The 22,709-nt window shown below is 72.1% G+C and carries 16 protein-coding genes; 6 read left to right on the top strand and 10 right to left on the bottom strand.

Going from position 1 to position 22,709, the window contains the following annotated elements; genetic code table 11:
* Window positions 1–6: 6 nt before the first annotated feature.
* The 3 genes from BM419_RS01150 to BM419_RS01140 are packed head-to-tail and all read right to left on the bottom strand — an operon-like array spanning window position 7 to window position 4,918.
* Window positions 7–1,347 (bottom strand): NCS2 family permease, encoded by a 1,341-nt coding sequence (locus tag BM419_RS01150; RefSeq protein WP_091924430.1) that lies wholly within the window; start codon window positions 1,345–1,347, stop codon window positions 7–9.
* Window positions 1,347–4,082: a molybdopterin-dependent oxidoreductase gene (locus BM419_RS01145; protein ID WP_042672793.1), complete on the bottom strand. Its 2,736-nt coding sequence runs from the start codon at window positions 4,080–4,082 to the stop codon at window positions 1,347–1,349. Before BM419_RS01145 ends, BM419_RS01150 begins: the two co-directional genes overlap by 1 nt.
* Window positions 4,079–4,918, bottom strand: a complete 840-nt coding sequence (locus tag BM419_RS01140; RefSeq protein WP_091924426.1) for an FAD binding domain-containing protein — start codon at window positions 4,916–4,918, stop codon at window positions 4,079–4,081. Before BM419_RS01140 ends, BM419_RS01145 begins: the two co-directional genes overlap by 4 nt.
* Before the next feature lie 173 nt (window positions 4,919–5,091).
* Between BM419_RS01140 and pucL the strand changes: the two genes are divergently transcribed.
* Together pucL and BM419_RS01130 are read left to right on the top strand one after the other, a co-directional pair.
* Window positions 5,092–5,934 carry a factor-independent urate hydroxylase gene (gene pucL, locus BM419_RS01135; protein WP_042672796.1) on the top strand — a complete coding sequence of 281 codons (843 nt, stop codon included), beginning with the start codon at window positions 5,092–5,094 and terminating at the stop codon, window positions 5,932–5,934.
* Window positions 5,935–6,346: 412 nt separating this feature from the next.
* Window positions 6,347–7,831 carry a methyl-accepting chemotaxis protein gene (locus BM419_RS01130; RefSeq protein WP_026604687.1) on the top strand — a complete coding sequence of 495 codons (1,485 nt, stop codon included), beginning with the start codon at window positions 6,347–6,349 and terminating at the stop codon, window positions 7,829–7,831.
* A 25-nt stretch (window positions 7,832–7,856) separates the two neighbouring features.
* Here the strand turns inward: BM419_RS01130 and BM419_RS01125 are convergent, their stop codons facing one another.
* Window positions 7,857–8,576, bottom strand: a complete 720-nt coding sequence (locus BM419_RS01125; RefSeq protein WP_026604686.1) for an HWE histidine kinase domain-containing protein — start codon at window positions 8,574–8,576, stop codon at window positions 7,857–7,859.
* Window positions 8,577–9,973: 1,397 nt separating this feature from the next.
* Between BM419_RS01125 and BM419_RS01120 the strand changes: the two genes are divergently transcribed.
* Both BM419_RS01120 and BM419_RS01115 read left to right on the top strand, forming a co-directional pair.
* Window positions 9,974–11,599, top strand: a complete 1,626-nt coding sequence (locus BM419_RS01120) for a methyl-accepting chemotaxis protein (protein ID WP_020091567.1) — start codon at window positions 9,974–9,976, stop codon at window positions 11,597–11,599.
* A 35-nt stretch (window positions 11,600–11,634) separates the two neighbouring features.
* Window positions 11,635–12,585: a substrate-binding domain-containing protein gene (locus BM419_RS01115; protein ID WP_042672214.1), complete on the top strand. Its 951-nt coding sequence runs from the start codon at window positions 11,635–11,637 to the stop codon at window positions 12,583–12,585.
* A 48-nt stretch (window positions 12,586–12,633) separates the two neighbouring features.
* Here BM419_RS01115 and BM419_RS33165 read toward each other — a convergent pair whose 3' ends face one another.
* The gene (locus BM419_RS33165) at window positions 12,634–12,762 is read right to left on the bottom strand and encodes a hypothetical protein (RefSeq protein ID WP_020091564.1); all 129 of its coding nucleotides are present in this window, start codon (window positions 12,760–12,762) and stop codon (window positions 12,634–12,636) included.
* A gap of 55 nt (window positions 12,763–12,817) precedes the next feature.
* Between BM419_RS33165 and BM419_RS01110 the strand changes: the two genes are divergently transcribed.
* Window positions 12,818–14,260 carry a cytochrome ubiquinol oxidase subunit I gene (locus tag BM419_RS01110; RefSeq protein WP_042672215.1) on the top strand — a complete coding sequence of 481 codons (1,443 nt, stop codon included), beginning with the start codon at window positions 12,818–12,820 and terminating at the stop codon, window positions 14,258–14,260.
* A gap of 4 nt (window positions 14,261–14,264) precedes the next feature.
* Window positions 14,265–15,278, top strand: a complete 1,014-nt coding sequence (gene cydB, locus BM419_RS01105) for a cytochrome d ubiquinol oxidase subunit II (RefSeq protein WP_020091562.1) — start codon at window positions 14,265–14,267, stop codon at window positions 15,276–15,278.
* 72 nt (window positions 15,279–15,350) lie between these two features.
* On the opposite strand, the gene BM419_RS01100 is transcribed toward cydB, so the two are convergent.
* The 5 genes from BM419_RS01100 to BM419_RS01080 all read right to left on the bottom strand — a co-directional run bounded on the left by BM419_RS01100 (window position 15,351) and on the right by BM419_RS01080 (window position 22,709).
* Window positions 15,351–16,175, bottom strand: a complete 825-nt coding sequence (locus BM419_RS01100; protein ID WP_020091561.1) for an alpha/beta hydrolase — start codon at window positions 16,173–16,175, stop codon at window positions 15,351–15,353.
* Between the two features lie 64 nt (window positions 16,176–16,239).
* Window positions 16,240–17,523 carry a hypothetical protein gene (locus BM419_RS01095; RefSeq protein WP_020091560.1) on the bottom strand — a complete coding sequence of 428 codons (1,284 nt, stop codon included), beginning with the start codon at window positions 17,521–17,523 and terminating at the stop codon, window positions 16,240–16,242.
* Window positions 17,520–19,304 carry an alpha/beta fold hydrolase gene (locus tag BM419_RS01090; protein ID WP_020091559.1) on the bottom strand — a complete coding sequence of 595 codons (1,785 nt, stop codon included), beginning with the start codon at window positions 19,302–19,304 and terminating at the stop codon, window positions 17,520–17,522. The genes BM419_RS01095 and BM419_RS01090 overlap by 4 nt, the downstream gene beginning before the upstream one ends.
* The gene (locus BM419_RS01085) at window positions 19,294–21,729 is read right to left on the bottom strand and encodes a glycosyl hydrolase 2 galactose-binding domain-containing protein (RefSeq protein WP_020091558.1); all 2,436 of its coding nucleotides are present in this window, start codon (window positions 21,727–21,729) and stop codon (window positions 19,294–19,296) included. The genes BM419_RS01090 and BM419_RS01085 overlap by 11 nt, the downstream gene beginning before the upstream one ends.
* An 8-nt stretch (window positions 21,730–21,737) precedes the next feature.
* Window positions 21,738–22,709 carry a DUF1839 family protein gene (locus tag BM419_RS01080; protein ID WP_020091557.1) on the bottom strand — a complete coding sequence of 324 codons (972 nt, stop codon included), beginning with the start codon at window positions 22,707–22,709 and terminating at the stop codon, window positions 21,738–21,740.

Below are 22,709 nucleotides of genomic sequence, written 5' to 3'. Positions count from 1 at the left end.
CGGCCGTCAGTGCGCGCCGCCGGTCTCGACGAACTTGAACAGGAAGACCGCCGCGATCACCCAGACGATCGGCTTCACCTCCCGGGCGCGGCCCGCCAGCAGCTTCAGCGCCGCGTAGGTGATGAACCCGCAGGAGACGCCGGTGGCGATCGAGTAGGTGAACGGCATCAGCAGGGCCGTGACGCAGGCCGGCACGACCTCGGTGATATCGTCCCAGTCGAGCTCGACCAGCTCGCGCAGCATCAGGCAGGCGACGTAGAACAGCGCCGGCGCCGTGGCGTAGGCGGGCACCGCGCCCGCGAGCGGCGCGAAGAACAGGCAGGCGAGGAACAGCACCGCCACGGTGGCGGCCGTGAGCCCGGTGCGGCCGCCCTCCTCGACGCCGGAGGCGCTCTCCAGGTACGCCGTCGTGCTCGACGTGCCGAGGAGCGAGCCCGCGAAGACCGAGACGGAATCGGCCATCAGCGCCCGGTCGAGGCGGCGCATCTTCCCGTCGGTCAGGAGCCCGGCCCGGCTCGCCACGCCCATCAGCGTGCCCGTGGCGTCGAACAGCTCCACCAGGAACAGGACCAGGATGACGTGGAGCAGGCCCGCCGAGAGGGCACCCGGGATGTCGAGGGCGAACAGGGTCGGGGCGATCGACGGCGGCAGGGAGACGATTCCCTGGAAGGTGTTGCCCGCGAAGACGAAGCTCAGCGCCGTGACGGTGAGGATGCTCGACAGCAGCGCCGCCCGCACCTTCCGGGCGGAGAGGACGGCCACCATCAGGAAGCCCAGCACCGCCAGGATCGCCTCGGGCTTGTGCAGGTCGCCGAGGGTGACGAAGGTCGCCGGGCTCGCCGCGACGAGGCCGGCGTTCTTGAGCGCGATGATCGCCAGGAACAGGCCGATCCCGACCGTGATGGCGATCCGCATGGAGCGCGGGATCCCCTCGACGATCAGCGCGCGCAGGCCTGTCAGCGTGACGATCAGGAAGCACACGCCCGAGATGAACACCGCGCCGAGGGCGGCCTGCCAGCTGAAGCCGAGCTGCTGGACCACCACGTAGGTGAAGTAGGCGTTGAGCCCCATGCCGGGCGCGAGGGCGATCGGGTAATTGGCCCAGAGCGCCATGATCAGCGAGCCGAGCGCCGCCACGAGGCAGGTCGCCACGAAAACCGCGCCCCGCGGCATGCCGGCATCCCCCAGGATGCTCGGGTTGATGAAGACGATGTAGGCCATCGTCAGGAAGGTGGTCAGCCCCGCGAGCACCTCCGTGCGCACGCTGGTGCCGTGCTCGGCGAGGCGGAAGGTGCGTTCCAGGAGGCCGGGCCTCGCCGCCGGCACCGAGTCCCGCGGGCGGTCCATCACGCGAGCCCGGCCCGGCCGGCCGCGACGGCCCGGTAGATCCTGTCGGGCGCGAAGGGGGTCGCGGTCAGGCGAGCCCCAGTCGCGTCCCGGATGGCGTTGCCGAGCGCCGCCGCCACCGGGTTGAACGGCGACTCGCTCATCGACTTGGCGCCGAGGGGGCCGACGCTGTCGTGCGTGTCGGCGAACAGGACCTCGGTGTCGGGCACGTCGGCGCAGGCGGGGATGTGGTAGTCGCGGAACGTCTGGGTGACGAGGCTCCCGTCCGCGGCGACTTGGACGTCCTCGTAGAGCGCCGCGCCGAGCGCCTGCGCGATGCCGCCCTCGACCTGACCGCGGCACTGCATCGGATTGATCACCCGCCCGGCATCGGCGGCGTGAATGCTTCTCAGGATCCGCACCGCGCCGCTCACCGGGTCAACCGCCACCCGGAAGGCGTGGACGTTGAACGCCACCGAGCGCGGGCTGCCGTCGGCCCGGCCGGTCGCGTCCAGAGGGCCGATCGCCGCCAGCGTGACCGGTCCGGCCGGCGTCTCCACCTGCTCCCCGTCGAAGCGGCAGGATTCCGGGGTCGCGCCCGCGATCTCGGCGGCCCGCGCGCGGATCCGGAGCGCGAGCGCCTCGGCGGCGCGCAGCGTCGCCAGGCCCGCCACCACCGTGCCGGTGCTCCCGTAGGCGCCGGTGTCGTGCCCGACGATATCCGTGTCCGCGCCCGCGACGCGGACACGCTCCGGCGCGGCGCCGAGCGCCGAGGCCGCGATCTGCCGATGCACCGTGCTGGTGCCGTTGCCGAACTCGGCCGTCCCGACGCGCACGGTGAAGTGCCCGTCGGCGTCCAGGCTGACCCGCGCGTCGGCGTGGTGGCCGCGCGGCGGGATCGTGTCGATCATCGCCATCGCCATGCCGGTCCCGGCGCGCCAGCCGGGTTCCGGCTCGGGCCCCGGATCGGACCGCAGCGCCTCCTCGACCAGGGTGAGGCACTGGTCGAGCCCGTAGCTGCCGAAGATCACGTCGTGCGGTTCCAGGCTGTTCGACACCATGGCGTCGCCCGGCTTGACGGCGTTGCGCCGCCGCAGGGCGAACGGGTCCAGGCCGAGTTCGCGGGCGACCTCGTCCAGCGCGGATTCCAGCGCGAAGATCGTCTGGCTCAACCCGTAGCCGCGGAAGGCGCCCGCCGGCACCGTGTGCGTGTAGACGGCGCGGCCGCTCACCTGCTTGTTCGGGCAGACATAGGCGGCCAGCACCTCGTGGCAGGCGTGGTGGATCACGCCGCCCGCGTGGTTCCCGTAGGCGCCGGTGTCGGACAGGACGTCGAGGCTCAGCGCCGTGAGGGTGCCGTCGCGGCGGGCGCCGACTTTCACGTCCATCCGCATCGGGTGGCGCGTCGTCGTCCCGACGAACTGCTCCCGGCGGGTCAGCTCCCAGCGCACCGGCCGGCCGGTGTGCAGGACCGCCAGGGCGACGAGATCCTCGGTCAGCATCTCCTGCTTTCCGCCGAAGCCGCCCCCCACCCGCGCGCAGACGACGCGCACCGCGTCCTTCTCGAGCCCGAACAGGTCCGCCAGCGCGTCCCGGGTCAGGAACGGCACCTGGGTGCTGGTGCGCAGCGTCAGGCGGCCGTCCTCGGCGTGCCAGCCGATGCAGCCGTGGGTCTCCATGGCGGCGTGCTGGACGCGCTGCGACCGGAACGTCCCGGCGTAGACGAAATCGGCCCCGGCGAGGCCCGCCGCCACGTCGCCGACCGCGCCGTGCACCTCGCCGGCGAGATTGGGATGGCTCTCCAGGGGCGGTGCGTCCTCGCCCGGGCAATCACGGGGATCGTGGACGCGGGGTGCGTCGGAGTCGAGGGCGCGCTCCGGATCGAGGAGCGCCGGGCGCACCTCGTAGGTCACCCGCAGGGCGCGGCAGCCGGCCTCGGCGGCGGCTTCCGTCTCCGCCACCACGGCGGCGACGCGCTGCCCGACGTACCGCAGGATCGAGTCGAGGACCCGCGTGTCGGAGGCGTCGTCGCGCGGATCCTCGTGGCGGGCGGTCGAGAAGCGGCGCGTCGGCGCGTCGGCGTGGGTCAGCACGGCCACGACGCCCGGGATGGCGCGGGCGGCCGTCGCGTCGATCGCGACGATCCGGGCATGCGCGTGGGGCGAGCGCAGCACCTTGAGGTGGAGCGTGTCGCCGAGCGGCGCGTCCATCGTGAAGCGGGCGCGGCCGGACACGACCAGCGGCGCGGCCGGTGCCGCGAGGTTGCGGCCCACAGGATCGCCGCAGCCGCCGCTCTCGACCGAGCGCGCGCTGCCGGCGATGGCCTCGCGCACGGCGCGGTAGCCGGTGCAGCGGCAGAGATTGCCCTTGAGGGCGGTGCCGAGATCCTGCTTCTGGCCCTGGTCGAGGCGCGCCGCGGTCATGATCATGCCGGGCGTGCAGAAGCCGCACTGGAAGCCCTGGGCCGCCAGGAAGGCTTCCTGCATCGGGTGGAACGCCGCCGGCTCGGCCGCGTCGGCGCGGCAGGGACCGGCCAGCCCTTCGATCGTGATCACGCTCCGTCCATCGGCGCGGAAGGCCGGTACCAGGCAGCTGTGCACGGGCTCGCCGTCGAGATGGACCGTGCAGGCGCCGCAATCGCCGGCGTCGCAGCCCTTCTTCACGCCGAACCAGCCGGCCTCGCGCAAGTAGGTCCGGAGGCACTGCCCGGCTCTCGGCGCGCCCTCGTGCGCGGACCCGTTGATCGTGAGCTTCATGACGCGGCTCCCGGCGACGGCGCCGCGTCGAGCGACCCGCGGATCTCCTCGGCGAAGTGCCGGGTCATGTGGCGGCGCCAGTCGGGCCGCCCGTGGACATCGTCGTGGTAGAGCGCGTCCGGGATCGCCTCGTCCAGCGCCCGCATCAGCGCGGCCGGATCCGGCAGACCGTCGAAGGCGAGGCGGAGCGGTCGTTTGACGGAGGCCGTGACCGTGAGCGCGAAGGCGCCGTCCGCGCCGCGCGTCCCGATCAGCAGCGCACCGGAGCGCCCGTTCGGGCTGAGGCTGATGCGGCGGAAGGCCGTGCGGCGCGCGAGCGCCGCGGTCGGCATCGACAGGCTCCGCAGGATCTCGCCCGGTGCCAGGGCGTTCCGCTGCGGCGCGAGGACGAAGTCGAGGATCGGGAGCTCCCGCTCGGCCGCGTCGGCGGACCAGATCGTGCAGGTCGCGTCGAGGGCCGTCGCGAGGGCGATCATCGGGCCGGCCGGGAGTGCGAGACAGACGTTGCCGCCGACCGTGGCCACGTTCCAGATCTTGAAGGAGCCGAGCAGCGCGCGGCAGCACTGGCCCACCAGCGGCGCCGCGTTCCAGCCCGGCGGCAGTTCCAGCCGGTCGAGCTGGGCGATGGTGCAGGTCGCCGCGAGGGTCAGGCCCTCCGCGTCGACCGCGTGCGGTGGCCATCCGAGCGCCGCGAGGTCGACGAGGCGCCGCATCCCGACCTGCGGCTCGGAGAACAGCCACGTCCCGCCTCCCAGACAGGCATCGCCGTCCGCCCAGGCGGGAAGCTCGGTCCGACTCCGCGGCCGGACGACGGTCTCGATCGTGTTGAGGTCCATGCCCGCTCGCCGGTCCGAGGCCGGTTCGGCCCGGCCCGACACTATGCCGGTTCTAATCGGCCCCCGGTCAAGCCGCGCCGGCAACTTCGAACCTTGGCGCCCCCACGCACGTCGGCCTAGGATGAATCAGATTTGCGTGAGATGGCCGGCGGCGGTCCGGATCGGAGATCCTTATGGCCCTGAGGGCGTCGCGGTACGGCAAGGAACGGGTTCGCGTGCTGCGCCTCGCCCGCGACGGCGATCACCACACGCCGCGCGAGCTGACGCTGTCGGTCATGTTGACCGGGCGCTTCGAGGCGGCCTGGACAGAGGGTGACAACCGCGCCTCCATCGCCACCGACAGCATCCGGAACATCGTCAACGTGACGGCGGCGCGGCATCTCGGGCTCGACGCCGAGGGGTTCGTCGCCGCGGTCGCGCGGGTGCTGCTCGAGACCTACCCGCAGGTCGAGACCGTCACGATCGACGCGGAGGAAGTTCGCTGGCTCCGCCACGCGATCGCCGACGCGCCGCACGGCCACACCTTCACGCGCGACGGGAACGGCGCCGGCTACGTGGGGCTCACCGCCGACCGGACTGGGTCGACCCTGCGCTCCGGATTGCGCGGCTACACCTTCATGAAGACCACGCAATCGGGCTGGACGGGCTTCGTGGAGGACCAGTACCGGACCCTGCCCGACACGACCGACCGCATCGCCGCGACCAGCATGGACGCGACCTGGACCTGGGCCTCGGCGCCGCACGATCACGCCGGAACCAACGCTCGCATTCTCGCGACGCTGTTGACCGTCTTCGGCACCACCTACAGCCGCGGGATCCAGGACAGCATGTACCGGATGGGCGAGGCCGCCCTGGCCGCCGTCCCGGAACTGGCCGAGATCGGCTTCGTCATGCCCAACAAGCACTACCTGCCGATCGACCTGACACCGTTCGGCCTCGACAACCCGGGCGTTGTCTTCCTGCCGACCGACGAGCCCTACGGCCGGATCGAGGCGACGATCGGCCGGACAGGCTGATCGGCCCGCGCCGCGACGCCCTTCCCAGATTCCCCACGCATCATCGCGCGCCGCGTCGATCGTGGGCTGTGGATCAGCGGTGCAATCCTACAACCGCAGGCTGGCAAGCGGCGGGCGAACGCGGGCGACGCACAACGCAAGATAGTCTCGCCCTTGATCTATGCTGTCCCATGCCTTTTCATTAAGTGGGACTGTGCATTTAGCGGCTCACCGCGAATATCTTGAGCAAAGCGAACCATTTTAACCGCCGCGCAACGGCATCCCATTATCGAAGCCCGCGCTAGAGCCGGGCATCGACAGGTTTATGGTGTCGCCCGGCGCAATAAAAATTTATCTCGATCAAGAAATCCTTGATCCGACCGGCTCGGTGCGCGCTTCGGCCGCACCCTCATCTCAGGATGCGGAGACATCGATGTTCGAGGGCGTTCTGGCTGGGAGGGATCACGCGGCCAAACTCGCGGCGTTGAGCCGGTCCCTCGCCACCATCGAGTTCGCGCTGGACGGCACGATCCTCGACGCCAATCCGAACTTCCTGGAAGCCATGGGCTACGCGCTCGAGGAGATCCGCGGCCGGCATCACAGCCTGTTCGTCCCGCCAGCCGAGCGGGAGAGCGAGGCCTATCGGGAATTCTGGGACAAGCTGCGGCGCGGCACCTTCGCCAGCGCCGAGTACAAACGGCTCGCCAAAGGCGGGCGGGAGGTCTGGATCCAGGCCTCCTACAACCCGGTGCTCGACGCGCGCGGCGGACCGGTCAAGATCGTCAAGTTCGCCACCGACATCACCGCCCCGAAGCTCCGCGCCCTCGATCTGGAAGGGCAGATCAGCGCGCTGCACCGCTCGCAGGCGGTGATCGCCTTCGCGCTCGACGGCACGATTCTCACCGCCAATGCGAACTTCCTCGACGCGGTGGGCTATCGGCTCGACGAGATCGTGGGGCGGCATCACAGCCTGTTCGTCGGCGAGGCGGAGCGCGCCAGCGAGGCTTACCGGCTGTTCTGGGCCGCCCTGGCACGCGGGGAGTATCAGTCCGGCGTGTTCAGCCGCACCGGCAAGGGCGGGCGGGAAGTCTGGATCCAGGCGACCTACAATCCGATCACGGACGCGGATGGACGGCCCGTCCGGGTCGTCAAGTTCGCCACCGACATCACCGCCCAGGTCCACGAGCGGCAGCAGCGCGCCGCCGCGCAGAGCGCCATCGGCGCCGAGCTGGACGCCATCGGCGACGCTGTGGCGGATGTGACGCGCCAGGCCGACGCGGCGGTCACGCGGGTGGACCGCGTGTCCGGCGACATCCGCTCGGTGGCCACCGGCGCGGAGCAGCTGTCGGCTTCGGTGGATGAGATCAGCCAGCAGGTGAGCCACGCCGCCGAGATGGCCGGGCAGGCCGTGGAGCAGGCACAGCGCACCGGCCGGATCGTGACCGGCCTCAGCGACCAGGCCGCGCAGATCGGCGCGGTGCTGAGCCTCATCGCCGGCATCGCCGCGCAGACCAACCTGCTCGCGCTCAACGCCACCATCGAGGCGGCCCGTGCCGGCGAGGCCGGTCGCGGCTTCGCGGTGGTGGCGTCGGAGGTGAAGACCCTGGCCGCGCAGACGGGGCGCGCGACGGAACAGATCCGCCAGCAGATCGCCTCGACGCAGGCGGCGACCCGGGAGGCCGTCGACGCCATCGACACGATCCAAAGCACGATCCGGGCCCTGGACGCGGCCTCGTCGACCATCGCGGCGGCCGTGGAGGAGCAATCCGCGGTGATGCGCGAGATGTCGGGCACCATGCAGACCGCCGCACAGGACGTCTCCGCGATCTCCGGCGGGATGACCACGATCGCGCGGGCGAGCGGCCGTGCCGACCGCGCGACGCGGCAGGTCCGGGAGACCGCGCGGACTTTCGGCTGAGGCGATCCGGGCGGTCGCCGCCGGGTCAGCCCGGATCGCCGCCTTCGTCCGCGCGCTCGTCCTCGACCAAGCGCCCGATCCGGGGAATCAGCGGGCAGGTGACCGTGCAGCGCAGGCCGTCGGGCTCGAAGGCGAGCGCGACGGTTGCCCGCAGCTCGTAGCTCAGCATCTCGGTGAGCACCTGCATGCCGAAGCCGCGCCGGCTCGGCTGCGCGACGCCCGCACCCCCCGATTCTTTCCAGACGAGCGTCAGGTCGCCCGGCGGGCTCGCCCCGGCGCCGGCGACGACCCAGGTGACGTCAACGCCGCCCTTCGAGAGACCGAAGGCGCCGTGCTCGATCGCGTTGCTGCAGAGTTCGTGGACCGCGAGGGCCATCAGCTGCGCGGCCTTCGGCCGGAGGCGCACGGTCGGCCCCGCCAGCGTCGCCTGTTCGCCTTCGCGGATCAGGTGGATCATCAGCTCGTCGGAGATGAGCGTGTGCAGGCTCACCTCGCCGAACGTGTCGGCCGCGACCCGCACGCGCGCGATGGCGTCCAGCCGACCTTCGAGATGCGTCGCGTAGCCGTCGACGGTCTCGGCGGTCTCGGCCGAGAGACGCAGGACCGCCCGCAGCATCGCCAACGTGTCGCGCAAGCCGTGACGCAGACCATCCGGTGTCCCGGACTCGTCCAGGAGGCGGCGAAGACGGGCGTTGTCCGCTTCGAGGTGCGCGACGCGCGCGGCCATTGCTTGGGGCTCTGCCATGTTCGCTCTCTCAGCGCCGAAAGCCGGGAGGTTCCGTTCAGCTCACATAACGTATCGCGGACCTGCGCCAGCATCACAGACCGGAGATTTTCGCTGAACCGGGCGGGAAGTGCCGGCTCGTGCCCGTCTGACCTGAACACGCCCCGCCGCGGAGCGATCATCGAGCTCCGAGATGCTGTCAGCCAATACCGGCGATCATTCGTCCAGGTTTCAGGCTGCGTTCTGACCAGAGGCCGATCTTCGACGAAGCACCTCCGAGCCGCACGCGAAGCTTCGGCCTTGATCACCCCGAGCGACAATCCGGCCGCGTCGACGTTCGCGATCATCCCGAGCCGGCCGAATGCCGGATGGCGGTTTCGGCAGGATCCGAGCGTCGTCGGGCCCGGTTCGACCTGCACCATCCGCCGGCGATCCGGAAAACGCCAGCGGTAGGGCGGCGGACGCGCCCGCCCAGGGGGCCTCGCATACGCCCCACGCCGGGCCGGAGTCCGACCCTTGTTTCGGTTCGGCTAACCATCCCTGCCCCGGTCGCCTACCCGTGGCCGCACTTCGTTGTGTGGGAGACGGATGCGTGGCGGGACAAAGCTTGCGGAAGGCAGGACGGCTGAAGCGGCTCTGGCCCGGGCGCGCGGCTGCCCTTCCGCCGGCACCGCGTTCGCCGGGACTGGCCGACCTGCCTGAACCGCCGCCGCCGCGCGGTCTCACGGCCTCCGAGCTGATCGCCATGGCGCGCCAAGCCCGGGCCATGTCCGATCAGAGGGATCCGGCAAAAACCACGAGCGTTTCCTGAGGTCCGCCGCACGCTGTCGGGAGGTCGTCATGGGGCTGGTCGCCTTCATCGTCTTCGTCTGTCCCTGGATGGGCATCGCCGGCCTGCTGTGGATGCGGGCACAGCAGGCCAAGCCGCTCTGATCGAGCCTCCGTCGCCGCGTCGCCCGGCGATCGTCTCGGCTGCGATATGCCCTCCGAGCAGCCCGCCCGGAGGCACGCCATGGCCCGCGCGTCGGCCTGTATCGAGCCGGTCCTGAAGCTCACTGACGAGCGCGGCCGCGAGACTCTCCGGCAGCGACAGAATCGGACGCCTAGCAGCTTCCCCTACAATAATGCATCGCCCTCTCGCTCGCCATTCCGATATTTATCTTATATAGTTTGATTGTGTAAATTATAAGTCTGCCGATATAAGCCTATGATCCAGCTTAACCGAGGGTCGAAGCGAAATTTCAAAAATTTTGACGCATTTGTTGGCCCACTGAAGGCAATTGATTTTTCCCGGTAGGTAAAATAGATGCACCATGGTGATCCTTCCTAGGGTCAGGATTGTGGTGCCATTCATTATTCGAACAACCCATCGCTGCACCCTGCGTTTCAGAACGATCCTGATCGTCTTCGCAGGATCGATGACCTCGCTCACATTTGTAATTGTCTACGTCCTGCTATTGCAGGTCGGAGCGATCGACGCTGCCAGCCGCACTCTGGCTCAGGAGATCGGGGCTGCCCGGGCTCTCGGCACCATGAAGCAGCGGACACAGGAGCTCGGTGCGTCGGAACGTCTCGCGCGCGCCGTATCGACCGAGGCCGACCCTCGAGAGGACATCGACCGGACAATTGAGCCGCACGAGGCATTCCTGAAGGCCTGGACCGCCTATGTGTCGACGATCAGGACGGCGGACGAGCGGGAGCGCGCTCGAGGTCTGTGGGACGCGTGGCAGCATTTCCTCGCCGTGGAGGCGGAAGCGGCCGCCCTCGACAGGGCTGGGGAACGTGATCTCGCCGACAGGGTGCGGGCGACGGCGCTTCAGGCCGACGCGGCAGCCGTCGCACGGGATGTCGACGCGCTGCTGACCGACCGCGACGCCGCGGTCGCCGAGCAACTCGGAGCTGTCGACGCCGCCGGCTCGACCTTGCGCCCGAGCCTCGTGGCCGGCTTGTCCGCCGCTGCGCTGGCTGCCCTGGTCCTGGTGCAGGCCATCCTGCGCGGCGTCGCGCAGCCGATGACAGCGCTCGCCTGCGCCATGCAGCGACTGGCCGACCACGATCTCACCGTCGCGGTCCCGGCGGCAGCGGTCTGCACCGAACTCGGCGTCATGGCGGCCGCGACGAGAGCTGTTCAGGAAACGCTGCGGCAGGCCGTGTTGCGGGACGCGGAGGCCGATCGGTCGCGCGCTCAGAGCGAGCAGCGCCGCGCCGTGATCGAGTACGCGACCGAGCGGGTCGAGACCATGATCGGCGGCATGGTCGAGGCAGTGTCTTCGACCGCCGCGGCACTGCGCGTCACCGCCGACGACGTGGGCCAAGCGATCCGCGATGGGGCGGTTCGAACGACCACGTTAGGCGCCGCGCTCGCGCAGACGCGATCGAAGGTCCGGCAGATCACCGTCTCTGCCGACACGTTCGGCGCGGCGGTCGAAGAGGTTGGGGCGCAGGCCGAGGCCACCGCGGCCCTGGCCGGAAGCGCCGCGGCGGACGCGGCCCGGACGACCACCCGCGTTCAGGCGCTGAGCAGCGCCGTCGACCGGATCGGCGACGCGGTCCGCCTCATCGCCAAGATCGCCGCACAGACGAACCTGCTGGCCCTCAACGCCACGATCGAGGCCGCCCGGGCCGGCGACGCGGGCCGCGGCTTCGCGGTGGTCGCCTCCGAAGTGAAGGCCCTGGCCGCGCAGACCAGGGAGGCCACCGAGATCATCGGCCAGCACGTCTCCGAGATCCGAGGCTCGACCGACGCGGCGGTGTCGGCGATCGCGGGCATCACGGCGCGGGTCGAGGACATGAGCCGCGCGGCGAACGTTATCGTCGAGTCCGTGGAGCGGCCGGGTGCGACCGCGCGGGAGATCGTGACGGCCATCGCGGAGGCGACCGACGGCACCGAGGAGTTCGACGCGGAGGGCGCGGGCGTCACCGAGATCCCCGAGGCGGCCGAGCCGACGACGGCCGTGTTGACCGCGGCCGACGGCCTGACCCAGGACGCCGCCCGTCTCGGCGAGGCGCTCGCTGGCCTCCTGGAGAGCCTCCGTGCGGCGTGAGGCGGGCCCGCTGAGTGCGGGACGGAACTGGCCGCATGAACTGGATTGAGTGGGCACGCGGCCGCTCGATCGGCGGGTCGCTCCGGAGGGGATCCCTCGTCCTCGCTCTCGCGGCTTGGGCGCTGCCGGCCTCGGCCACCACCATCGCGTTCCTGACACCGGTAGGCGTCGCCCGGCGCCTGCACGACGGCCTCGACGAGCAGGCACGCGCGCGGGGCGTCGCGACTCGCTTCGCCTACGCGCCCGACGGTGCGGGCGACGAGCAGATCGCGCAGGCGCGGCGGCTGATCGCCGAGAGAGCCGACGCTCTCGTGGTCGTGCCGGTCGACTCCGCGGCGCGCGAGGAGATCACCCGGCTGGCCCTGGAAGCCGACGTACCACTCGTCCTCATCGGCCACGGCGCACGGACCGACTGGTTCGCCGGACGCGTCACCCAGGTCATGCCGAGCGATCTCGTTGCCGGGCGGCTGCAGATGCGCAAGCTCGCCCAGATGTCGGGTGGGGCCGGACGCGTCGCGATCCTCGCGGGCAGCGCCACCGATCCCGTCTCGGCGCTCCGCAGCAGGGGTGCCAGGGAGGTGCTGGCGGAGAGCCCGCGCCTCCGCCTCGTCGCGGAGGCCGCGACGGATGCGAGTCGCGCGACGGCGCGGGCCACCGTCGCCGGGTGGCTCGCCCGAGGCATCGGCATCGACGCGATCGCCGCGACCAGCGACGAGATGGCGCTCGGCGCCGCCGAGGCGGTCGAGGCTGCCAGGATTCCGGCGGGCCGGATCCGCATCGGCGGGTTGGATGCCACCGCCGAGGGCATGCAGGCGATGCAGGACCTGCGCCTCGCCGTGACGATCTTCCAGGACGCGGGCGTCCAGGGCCGGCGCGCGGTCGACGACGCCCTGGCGCTGATCCGACGCGAGCTGGTTCCGCCCAGCGACTGGGTCCCGTCCGAGCTGATCACGGACCGCATGTCGACCACGCACTTCTCGCGCTAGACCGCGCCGGCGGGCAAACGCCAGTCGTCCCGGCGCCGGTTCGGCCCGTCAGTGCGCCATGAGGCAGCAGAGGGTGCTCGCCTGCAGGATGTCGCGGGTGGCGCGGGCGAGGGCCTTGATCCAGCGCAATCGCGCCGACGCCCTCAGATTCACGGCACCGGCCTTGAGCTGAATCAACGCGTCGCGATCCGTGCCACGGCAGAGCTGCCGCGTTCGTCCCCTGGAGACCGCGATGTCCGCCCTCGAACTGCCGAGTGCAGTCAATCTCGCGCGAGCCCAATTCGCGCTCACCGTCGTCTGGCACTTCCTGTTCCCGGCCTTCACCATCGGGCTCGCGAGCTACCTCGCCGTGCTCGAAGGCTTCTGGCTGCGCACCGGGAAGGCCGTCTATCTGGACACCTACCGCTACTGGCTCCGCATCTTCGCGGTTGCCTTCGCGATGGGCGTCGTGTCCGGCCTGGTCATGAGCTACCAGTTCGGCACGAACTGGTCGGTCTTCGCCGACCGGACGGCGCCGGTGCTCGGGCCGCTTCTCGGCTACGAGGTGCTCACGGCCTTCTTCCTGGAGGCGGGCTTCCTCGGCGTCATGCTGTTCGGCCTGGAGCGGGTCGGCAAGGGGCTCCACTTCCTGGCGACCTGCCTCGTCGCCGTCGGCACCCTGACCTCCGCGTTCTGGATCCTCTCGGCCAATTCCTGGATGCAGACACCCACCGGCCACGTCGTCGCGCCGGACGGCCGCTTCAACCCGGCCGACTGGTGGGCGATCGTCTTCAACCCGTCCTTCCCCTACCGCTTCGCCCACACGGTCACCGGCGCCTACCTCACCACCGCGATGATCGTCGGCGCCGTGGGCGCGTGGCACCTGCTGCGGGACCGGGCCAATCCCCGGGCCCGGCTGATGTTCTCGATGGCCATGTGGATGGCCGCCGCTGTGGCTCCGACCCAGCTGGTGATCGGCGACCTGCACGGCGGCAATTCCTACGCGCACCAGCCCGCCAAGGTCGCCGCCATGGAGGGTCATTTCCAGACGGAGCGCCGGGCCCCCGCGATCCTGTTCGGGTGGCCGGACGCGGAGGCGGGCGCGGTGCGGGGCCGGATCGAGATTCCCGGCCTCGCCAGCCTCTACCTGACCCACGATCTCGACGGTGAGGTCCGCGGGCTCAACGACATGCCGCGCGACCTCTGGCCGACCAACCTCCCCCTGGTGTTCTGGTCGTTCCGGATCATGGTCGGCCTCGGCCTGCTGATGATCGCCCTCGGTCTCGCCGCGCTCTGGCTGCGCCACCGCGGGCGGCTCTACGACACGCCCTGGCTGCACCGCTTCGCGGTCGGCATGGGGCCGTCCGGCCTGATCGCGGTCACGGCCGGCTGGACGGTGACCGAGGCGGGGCGTCAGCCCTTCACCGTCTACGGCGCGCTGCGCACCGTCGACAGCGTGTCACCGGTGGCGGCCCCGGCCGTCGCCGCCTCGCTGGCGGCCTTCGCGGCGGTCTACCTCGCGGTGTTCGGCGCGGGCATCTGGTACCTCCTGCACCTGTTCAATCAGGCGCCGCACGCCCACGAGCCCGGCCCGCCGCCCGGACAGCCGATCCGCACCGCCGGCATCACGCCCGCCCCCGCCCTCGTCGCCGGCGCTCCGACTGCCGGCCGCCCCCTCGCGCAGCCCGCGGAGTAGCCCGATGCCCCTCGATCTCACGCTCATCTGGGCGCTTCTCATCGCCACGGCGGTCTTCCTCTACGTGGTGATGGACGGCTTCGACCTCGGGGTCGGCATCCTGTTCCCGGCGGTGCGCGGCAAGGCGGACCGGGACGTCATGGTCAACACCGTGGCGCCGGTCTGGGACGGGAACGAGACCTGGCTCATCCTCGGCGGCGGCGGGCTGTTCGCGGTGTTCCCGCTGGCCTACGCCACGATCCTGCCGGCGCTCTACATGCCGCTGATCCTGATGCTCCTCGCGCTGGTCTTCCGCGGCGTCGCCTTCGAGATGCGGTTCCGCGCGGCCTCGCCCGCGAGCCAGCGGACCTGGGACCGGTCCTTCTCGTGGGGCAGCTACGTGGCGACTTTCTGCCAGGGCATCTGCCTCGGGGCCCTGGTCCAGGGCATCCGGGTCGAGGGTCGCGCCTACACGGGCGGCTGGTGGGACTGGCTGACGCCGTTCTCGGTGCTGACCGGGGCCGCCCTGGTCGCCGGCTACGGTCTGCTCGGCGCCTGCTGGCTGATCTGGAAGACGGAGGGCGAGCTCCAGCTCCGGGCCTACCGGCTCGCGCGCCGGCTCGGCCTCGTCACGCTGGCGGCCATCGTGGTCGTCTCGGCGGCGATGCCGATCCTCAGCGACGCGTTCCGCGCGCGGTGGTTGTCCTGGCCGAATCTCGCCCTGGCCGCGCCGGTGCCGGCGCTCGTCGCGCTGCTGGCGTGGCGCTTCTTCGTCGCGCTCGATCGGCGGGCCGAAGTGAAGCCGTTCCTCTGCGCCCTGGGCCTGTTCCTCATGTCGTATGTCGGGCTCGGCATCAGCCTGTGGCCGATGATCGTCCCGCCGGTGGTCACGATCTGGGACGCGGCGACCCACCCGAGCAGCCAGGCGTTCCTTCTGGCCGGCGCGGTGATCCTGGTCCCGATGATCCTGGCCTACACCGGCTACGTCTACTGGCTGTTCCGCGGCAAGGTCGCGGCGGGCGCGCCGGGCTATCACTGAGACCCGCGGCCCGTCGAATGGGGACGCAGGGATCGGCGCGCCGCGCCGGTCCCTGCCCTCGCGCGCTCGGCCTCACGGGCCGGCACGGGCGCCCTTAACGAAACGCGCGACGTCGTCCGCGACCGAGTACCGGAGACTGAACGGGAAGCTCATCGCGTGGACGATCTGCCCGTGCCCGAGACCCGGGTAGATCTTAATCGTCTCCCTGCCGTCGAAGCCGCGCAGCGCCCGGTCGAGCGACAGGGTTCCGGCGGGGTTGACGTCGAGATCCGCCGCGCCGGTGGCCAGCAGCATCGCCGGATGGGGATCGGCGGCGTGGTTGATCGGCTGCAGGGCCGGATCGCTGCCCGCGAACACCTGGCGATCCAGCGGATCGGTCAGCGCCGAAGTCGCGTAGGGTCCGGCCAGCCCGACGATCCCGGCGAGCTTGGCGGGACTGGAGCCGGCCCGCTGGAGCCAAGTCGCGTCGAGGCCCAGCATCGCGGCGGCCCAGGCCCCCGAGGAATGCCCCACGACGGTGACGCGGGCGGGATCGCCGCCGTACTCGGCCGCGTGCGCGAGGGTCCAGGCGACGGCGGCGGCGTTGTCCGCGAGGATGTCCTGGAGGCTCGCCGCCGGCACGTGGCGGTACTCGGGGATGACCGCGACGACGCCCCGCCGCGCGAAGGCCGCGCCCACGTAGGCAACCTCGTCCTTCGATCCGGTCCGCCACCCGCCGCCGTACAGAAACACGGCGACCGGACGCGGCTTCCCGGCGGCTGGCCGGTAGATGTCGGCGCGGTGCGCGCTCCCGTCGGCATAGGGGACGCCCTTGTCCACGTGGACTTCGAGCGGCGCCAGCGCGTTCAGGACCGCGAGGGTCAGGCCGACGATCGTGTCACCCAGGTAGCTCAGCATGGATCAGGCCTCCGCGAGAATCGGAGATCGGGCGCGTCACGGAACGACTCCGTCGGCGGCGACCCTAGGTGAGCTCGACGACGCCGAGGCGGTCCGTGACCGGGACCGGCACCCGCCTGTCCGCGGGAAGCTCCACCACGCTCACGGCGCCGTCGTCGTCGAAGCGATGGAGGCGCACCCGCCGGGGCTGCCGTGACAGCCGGAGCTCGGCGGTCTGCGCCGGCAAGTCCGGCCGGGGTGCCCGGCTACGCCGGTCCCAGCCGTCGAGGCCGAGCCAGATCGGGACGAGCGTCGCCCCGTCCCGCCGCGCGAACCGTGCGGTGATGAGATCGGGAACGGGGCTGCCGAGCGTGACGTCGCGATCGGCCGGAACGGCGGCGATCTCCCCGGCGGGGGCGCCGAACAGCCGGACGAGGTTGCGCACCGCCGCGAAGGCGGGTGTGGGGCGACCGTCGTGGGCGAGAAGGCCGAAGCGGCTCTCGGGATCGGCGTCGCCGCGGTCGAAGCTGGAGATCAGCTCGTACAGGTAGGTCCGCCGCACGCTCTGGAGGTAGCTCCAGAGCAGCATCCGCGGGAGGTAGCGGGCGCGCAGTCCCGGCGAGATCGGCAGGTGGGCGCTGCCGGTGGCGAGCGCCGTGTGGTAGCCGTTCTCGGTCGCGATCACGGGCGCGTCGCCGAAGACCGGGCGCGCGGCCGCGACGAAGCGCGCGAGGCTGCCGCCGCCGTCGGTTTCCGGGTGCTCGGCCCCGGGATAGGCGTGGATGTTGGCGAGGTCGACGACCGCCGCGAGGTTCTGCGCCGCCGCGACGTTACCCTGGATGTAGCTCGGTCCGGCCACACGCACGGCCTCGGCCCGCGTGTCCGCCCGCACCGCGCGGAACAGGGCCGCCTGATGATCGGCCGAGAGCCGCGCGAGGCCCGGCCGCGCCGCGACCGGCGGCTCGTTGCCGCCCTCCGCCACGATGAGCCCGTCGCCGGCCCAGCCGGCGATCTCGGCGAAGCGCTCCGGCGGCACCCGCGGCCCCGGCGTGAGCCCGTCGTAGAAGATCAGGCTGAAACGGTAGCCCCGGTCGGCCAGATCGGCGATGCGCTCGAACTGCCCGGCCGGCTCGTCGCCGACGAGCACGATGTCGTCGCGCAGGTGCCGGATCCCGAGTTCGTCGAGCGCCTGGGCGCAGGCGGCGAAGCGGTCGACGTAGGGGGTGCCGCGATGGCCGAGATGCACGTTGACGCCGATCGAGTCGATCAGCGCCTCGCAGCGGTGCAGCGGCTCGGCCGCGGCGGCCCGCCCGGCCGCGAAGACGCCCGCCGCCAGGGCGAGGGCCGACCGGCGCGTGAGACGGGTCACGTCCGGCCCGCCAGGGTGAGACCGCTTCCCGGCGCGGCGGCCTTCGCCGCGACGGTGCGCGTCGCGTGGGCGCGGCGGACGGCGCGCAGGAGGTCCTGCAGCGCCTCCGCGACCCGGGCCTGGGCCTGGCGGGAACCGAAATTGTGGTCCACGCCCGGTACCACCGTCACGGGCGCTCCGACACGGCGGTCGGCCGGTCCGGGCGAGCGTCCCAGATGGCGGCGGACGGCCGCGAGGCCCGGATCGCCCGCGCTGAAGAGCAGGCGGATCTCCGCGCCCCGCCGACGGAGGGCCGCGACCCGCCGGGCGGGCGAGCCCCCGAGCGGACCGGGGCGGAGAGCCCGGCGCAGGCGGCGGATCCCGGCCTCGATGCCGCGCCGGGCGAGGACCGAGGCGATGGCGGCGATCCGGATCTCGCCGCGGATCAGCCGGCGCCAGGTCGCGCCCCGCTTGAGCAGGGCCGCGTAGGTGGACGCGCTTCCGAAGGTCTGCCGGATGACCTGTTCGAGGTCCTGATCCGGGTCCCAGTCGAAGCAGTAGAGGTTGAGCAGGAGCGCGCCGTCGATCCGGCGGTCCCGGCAGAGCGCGTGGAAGGCCGCGTAGGCGCCGCTGCACCCGCCCACCAGCAGGATCGGGCCGCCCGCGCCGGCGATCAGGTCGACCGCCGCCGCGACGTCGGCGAAGCCGTCCCCGGCGAAGAGGGGCTTGCGGCCGTCCGGCCGCTCGTCGCTGTCGCCGATGCCGCGCAGGTCGAACCGGACCGACGCGATCCCCTCCGCGGCGAGGCGCCGGGCGAGATCCGTGGTCTGGCGCCCCCATCCGGAATGCACGCTCATGCCCGTCGAGACGAACAGGATCGTCGGCGCCGCGCTTTCCGCCCGGTCGGGCCGGCAGCGGATGCCGATCAGGCCGCGCCCGAAGCGGACCGGCGCCTCCGCCCAGCCCGGTCCGGTCAGCCCGTTCCGGCGCCCGTCGATGGCGATGCCGCCGGGTCGCGGCCCGGCGGCCGCCATCCCGTCGGTCGCGAAGCCGATGACGCGGGCGAAATCCGCGGTCGGGACATCCGAGAAGATCGGATCGGCGACGAGCGCCGCGAGACCCGGGAACGCTCCCGTCGCCACGTCGCAGCCGAGAGCGCCGAGGTTCGCGGCCAGCGCCTTGGTCTCGGGTGCGAGGAGCAACGCGTGGCGGGCCGGCGCCCGCGCGAGCCGCGCGAGGTTCAGGTCGGCGAGATCGGTGAGGAACGCCGCCTCCATCCGGAAGCCGCCCACGGTGAGGCTGTCCGGCTCCTGCGCCGGGGCGGACCCGTCCGGCAGGCGGCCGATCGTCTGCGCCCGCAGCCGCATCTCGCGCAGATACGCGCGCCCGGTCGTGACCGGCGCCAGCAGGACGAGGCGGTCGACGGCCTCCGCCTCGCCGGCCAGAGCCGCGAAGGTCGCGCCGAGCCGCAGGCCGACGACGACGATCTCCGCGACGCCGGTCGTCGCGCGCAGGTACGCGATGGCCCCACGCACCGCAGCGACGCAGCCAGCGACCCGCGCCTCGTCCAGATCGGCCGAGTCGCCCTCGCCCGGATAGTCGAAGCGCAGCGTCGGGCAGCCCGCCGCGGCGAGGCCCTCGGCCAGGGAGCGCCAGGGCCGATGCGCGGCCATCTGCTCGAAGCCGTAGGCCCCACAGAGGACGACGCCCCGCGTCCCGGCCGCCGGATGAAGCCACCCGAACAGCCCGTCGAAGGTCACCGGCACCGACACCGCGGCCTCGGACCCGACTTCACCCGTCATGACCGAATTCCACGATCTCGTCGCTGTTGATGGCCCGCACGCGCCCGCGCGGGAGCCGGGCGGCCTCCGCGAAGGAGATGATCCGGCTCGACCTCGGGGCGAGGTGGAAGCCGCTGTCGGCCGGCCGTGCCCCCGGGGCCAGCACCTGGACGCCGCGGGCGAAGCGCTCGGTGCTGATCCGCAGACCCGGCCCCGCCTCGGTCGCGACAGCTTCGGCCCGGAGGCCGACGGTCGACCGGTCGAGCGGCCCCGCGCTCAGGACGTGGAAGCTGTCGGCGATCACGCGCCCGTCGGCGTCGGTCAGCCGCGCGTGCGCGAGATCGTGGATCCGGGGCCCGAAGCGGTAGCTGTCGGTGGCGTCGAAGAAGCGCCCGAGAAGGGTCGCGGAGGTGAACGTGAGCGCCGCCCGCGGGCCAACCACGAGATCGCGCTCGGCGCGCGCCGCGACGCGGCCCGCCACATCGCAGAAGATCAGGGACAGCGTCAGCGCCCGGGCCGTCGCCGTCTCGTTGAGGACGTGGACATGGAGGCCGTCGAGGCCCTCATCGGTCAGGAGGACTTGGACCGGGCGGAAGGCGCGCCTCAGCGCGTACCAGGCCGATTTCGGGCGCTGCGTCCAGTCGATCACGCCCCAGCCGGCTCCGGGCGCGAGGTCGCGCATCATCAGGACGAGGCCGCCGGCCGTCGGCGAGCGCGGCCGGCGCCACTCGGAGAAAGTCGCCTCCATGACCTCGGCCACCGCGGCGCGGCCGAGCTCGAGGTAGCGGTCCGGGTCCTCGGCGCGCAGGGACGCCGGATCGACGCCGTAGAGCGCGCCGACGTAGTGGTCGCGCACCGTCTCGAAGTCCCAATCGGTGCCGCGGTCCTGCGGGATGCCGGCCTGCCAGAGCGGGTCGGCCGGTCCGGTCGGGCCCAGCGTGCCGGGTTCGGGCGGGTTGGCGAAGGCGAGGCACTCGCTGGCGAACCCGACCTCGGCCCGGCGGGCATCTTCCAGGGGCCGTCGATAGGCGCCGACGCCGAAATAGTGCGTGCAACCCCCGCGCGGCGAGAACGGCAGGTCGCCGCCGGAGGGCGAGTTCGGCACGACGACGAGATCGGGCCGCCGCGCTGCCACCCGCTCCGCCAGCGTCTCCGCGCAGTAGGCGTCGGCCCAGACGGCGCGCGGCGCCCCGAGCATCGCCGCCTGCTGCCAGACCTCGCTGCCGCCGCAGACCACGCAGAGCGACGGCGCGGTCTGCGTGCGGTCGAGGAATCCGGTCAACTCGCGGTCGAGCGCGGCCGCGAAGGCCGGTTCGACGTGCGGGTAGTCGAAGTTGGCGAGCATCAGGTCCTGCCAGACCAGGATGCCGAGCTCGTCGCAGAGATCGTAGAAGTCCGGGGCCGGATAGAGCGTCGTCCCGGGCACGCGCAGCATGTTCATGCCGGCCTCGCGCGCCAGCTCGAGCGAGGCGCGGGTGCCGTCCGAGCCCAGCCCGACGAGGTCCGGCGGCGTCCAGACGGCGCCTCGGCAGAAGAGCGGCACGCCGTTCACGGCCAGCGCGAGCCCCTCCGCGAACGGTCGCGTGAGCGACAGGGTCCGGAAGCCGACGCGGCCCAGGTCGATTTGCGCCCCGTCGACGCGGACTTCGACCGGGTGGAGGTTCGGTGCGCCGTGGGTATGCGGCCACCAGGGCGCGATGCCGGGCAGCGCCAGCGCGCCCGCGAACAGGCCCGGCTCGACCTCCGCGAGCGGGGCTTCGCCGCCGCCGCATCGGAGGAGGACGATGCCGACCGGACCGTCGACCCGCAGGCGCACGGCCACCCGGCCGACGTCGCCGTCGAGGGTCGTACGCACATCCGCGGCGCTCGCGCGGGGGCGGACCGGCTCGACGGTTATCGGGCGGTAGGGCCCGACGAGGTCGATCTCGGGACACCAGCCCGGCATGAAGCCGAGGACGCTGGTGCGCACATGGCGCAGCGACCCGGGCGTGATCATCCGCGGCCGCCAGCGCCCGCGCTTGGCCGGGCGGTCGAGTTCCGCGCGGAGCGCGCGGAAGCACAGCGCGAGGTCGGAGGCGCCGCCGAGGTCCACGTCGACGACGTGCTCCTCGAACATTGCGCGGGCGCACAGGACTGGGACACCGTCGAGCCAGACCTCGGCGAGGGTGGCGAGGCCCCTGAAACGCAGCCGGGCCGGGCCAGAACCGGAGATGCGTGTCCGATACCAGACGTCGCGGTCGTGGATCGGCTCCGGCGCCGCCTCGCTCCAGCGTCCGGCGGCTCGAAGGGCGTCGGCGGCGGTGCCCGGAACCTCGGCAGCGATCCAGCCGGTGACCTCATCAAGATTGCCGGGACCCGCGCAGGCGCCCGCCGGCGTCGCGGCGAGTCGCCAGGGTCCGAACCGGACCTCCGGCGCGCGGTCGTCGACGCTGCGGATGCGGGCCACGACGCCTCTCAGCGGTCCAGCGCGCGGTCGAGATCCGCGAAGACGCGGTCGTAGGTCGCCGCGAGGCGGTCGAGGCGCGGCGCCAGGCCCTCGGCCGAGCGGCGATGGAACGCGCGGGCGAGCTGGAACTGGAAGGCCTTGGCCTCGCGGCTCAGGTCCGCGGCGGCCGCGGCGGCTGGCCCGAATCCGTCGGCCTCCCGGTCCTCGAGCCACGTGAGATGGCTGGCGAGCATCTCGAAGTTGCCGCCAAGCTGGCGCGTCGTGTTGAAGGCATAGGCGTGGAACACGCTGAGCGGCCGGACGACCAGCTCCGCGGCCGTCGCCGCGAGGGTGTCGCGGAACGCCAGGACGGGGTTGCGCCGGGGCGCCCGGGCGCGATGCCGGACGAGCAGTTCGCGCGCGACCGCCGGCAGATCCGCCGCGCCGAGCGACGGTGCGACGGTCTTCACGAACTCGGCGTAGGGCGGCAGCGTCGCCGGCCCGAAGATCCCGGCGTAATCCTTCCCGGCGAGGCGGAAGCGACCCGCATTGTGCAGGTAATCGAGCTCCTGCGCGGCCGGATCGAGGGCCAAGATCCCGATCGTGGTCTTGCCGTGCTCGCGTCCGTAGGTGGTCCCCTGGGTGTCCGGCAGGTAGATCGCGTCGACCTCGACCAGCACCGGCCGGCCGGCCGCGGCCTGGATCACGGCGTGGTTCTCGAGGCCGCCGTAGACCGCGAGTTCCAGCACCTCCAGACCGTAGAGGCGCTCGATATCACCGGTCGGCGGTTTGAAGAAGGTGAACTGGTCGCCCTCGAAATCCTGCCGCAGGGTGAAGCCCAGCATCGCCTCCGGCACGAGGCCGCGTCCGTGCAGGAGCTCGATCCAGAGGTCGACGTAGCAGTTCGTCTCCGGCCAGTCGCGGCCGGAATCGTGGAGCGGGTGCGGGACGTAGGGTCCCGCGGCTCTGAGACCCTCCGGCAGGCGCAGCGCGGCGGTCAC

The sequence above is a fragment of the Methylobacterium sp. yr668 genome, assembly GCF_900116245.1.
Classification (GTDB): domain Bacteria; phylum Pseudomonadota; class Alphaproteobacteria; order Rhizobiales; family Beijerinckiaceae; genus Methylobacterium.
Note: the sequence above shows the minus strand (reverse complement) of the source record. Positions and strands in the feature narration are given on the sequence as shown.

Coding starts and splice junctions, on each gene's coding strand:
- BM419_RS01120 (WP_020091567.1), top strand. CDS start 9,974: ATGACCTCGCTCACATTTGTAATTGTCTACGTCCTGCTATTGCAGGTC.
- BM419_RS01100 (WP_020091561.1), bottom strand. CDS start 16,175: ATGCTGAGCTACCTGGGTGACACGATCGTCGGCCTGACCCTCGCGGTC.
- BM419_RS01115 (WP_042672214.1), top strand. CDS start 11,635: ATGAACTGGATTGAGTGGGCACGCGGCCGCTCGATCGGCGGGTCGCTC.
- cydB (WP_020091562.1), top strand. CDS start 14,265: ATGCCCCTCGATCTCACGCTCATCTGGGCGCTTCTCATCGCCACGGCG.
- BM419_RS01145 (WP_042672793.1), bottom strand. CDS start 4,082: ATGAAGCTCACGATCAACGGGTCCGCGCACGAGGGCGCGCCGAGAGCC.
- BM419_RS01110 (WP_042672215.1), top strand. CDS start 12,818: ATGTCCGCCCTCGAACTGCCGAGTGCAGTCAATCTCGCGCGAGCCCAA.
- BM419_RS01125 (WP_026604686.1), bottom strand. CDS start 8,576: ATGGCAGAGCCCCAAGCAATGGCCGCGCGCGTCGCGCACCTCGAAGCG.
- BM419_RS01150 (WP_091924430.1), bottom strand. CDS start 1,347: ATGGACCGCCCGCGGGACTCGGTGCCGGCGGCGAGGCCCGGCCTCCTG.
- BM419_RS01140 (WP_091924426.1), bottom strand. CDS start 4,918: ATGGACCTCAACACGATCGAGACCGTCGTCCGGCCGCGGAGTCGGACC.
- BM419_RS01130 (WP_026604687.1), top strand. CDS start 6,347: ATGTTCGAGGGCGTTCTGGCTGGGAGGGATCACGCGGCCAAACTCGCG.
- BM419_RS01090 (WP_020091559.1), bottom strand. CDS start 19,304: ATGACGGGTGAAGTCGGGTCCGAGGCCGCGGTGTCGGTGCCGGTGACC.
- pucL (WP_042672796.1), top strand. CDS start 5,092: ATGGCCCTGAGGGCGTCGCGGTACGGCAAGGAACGGGTTCGCGTGCTG.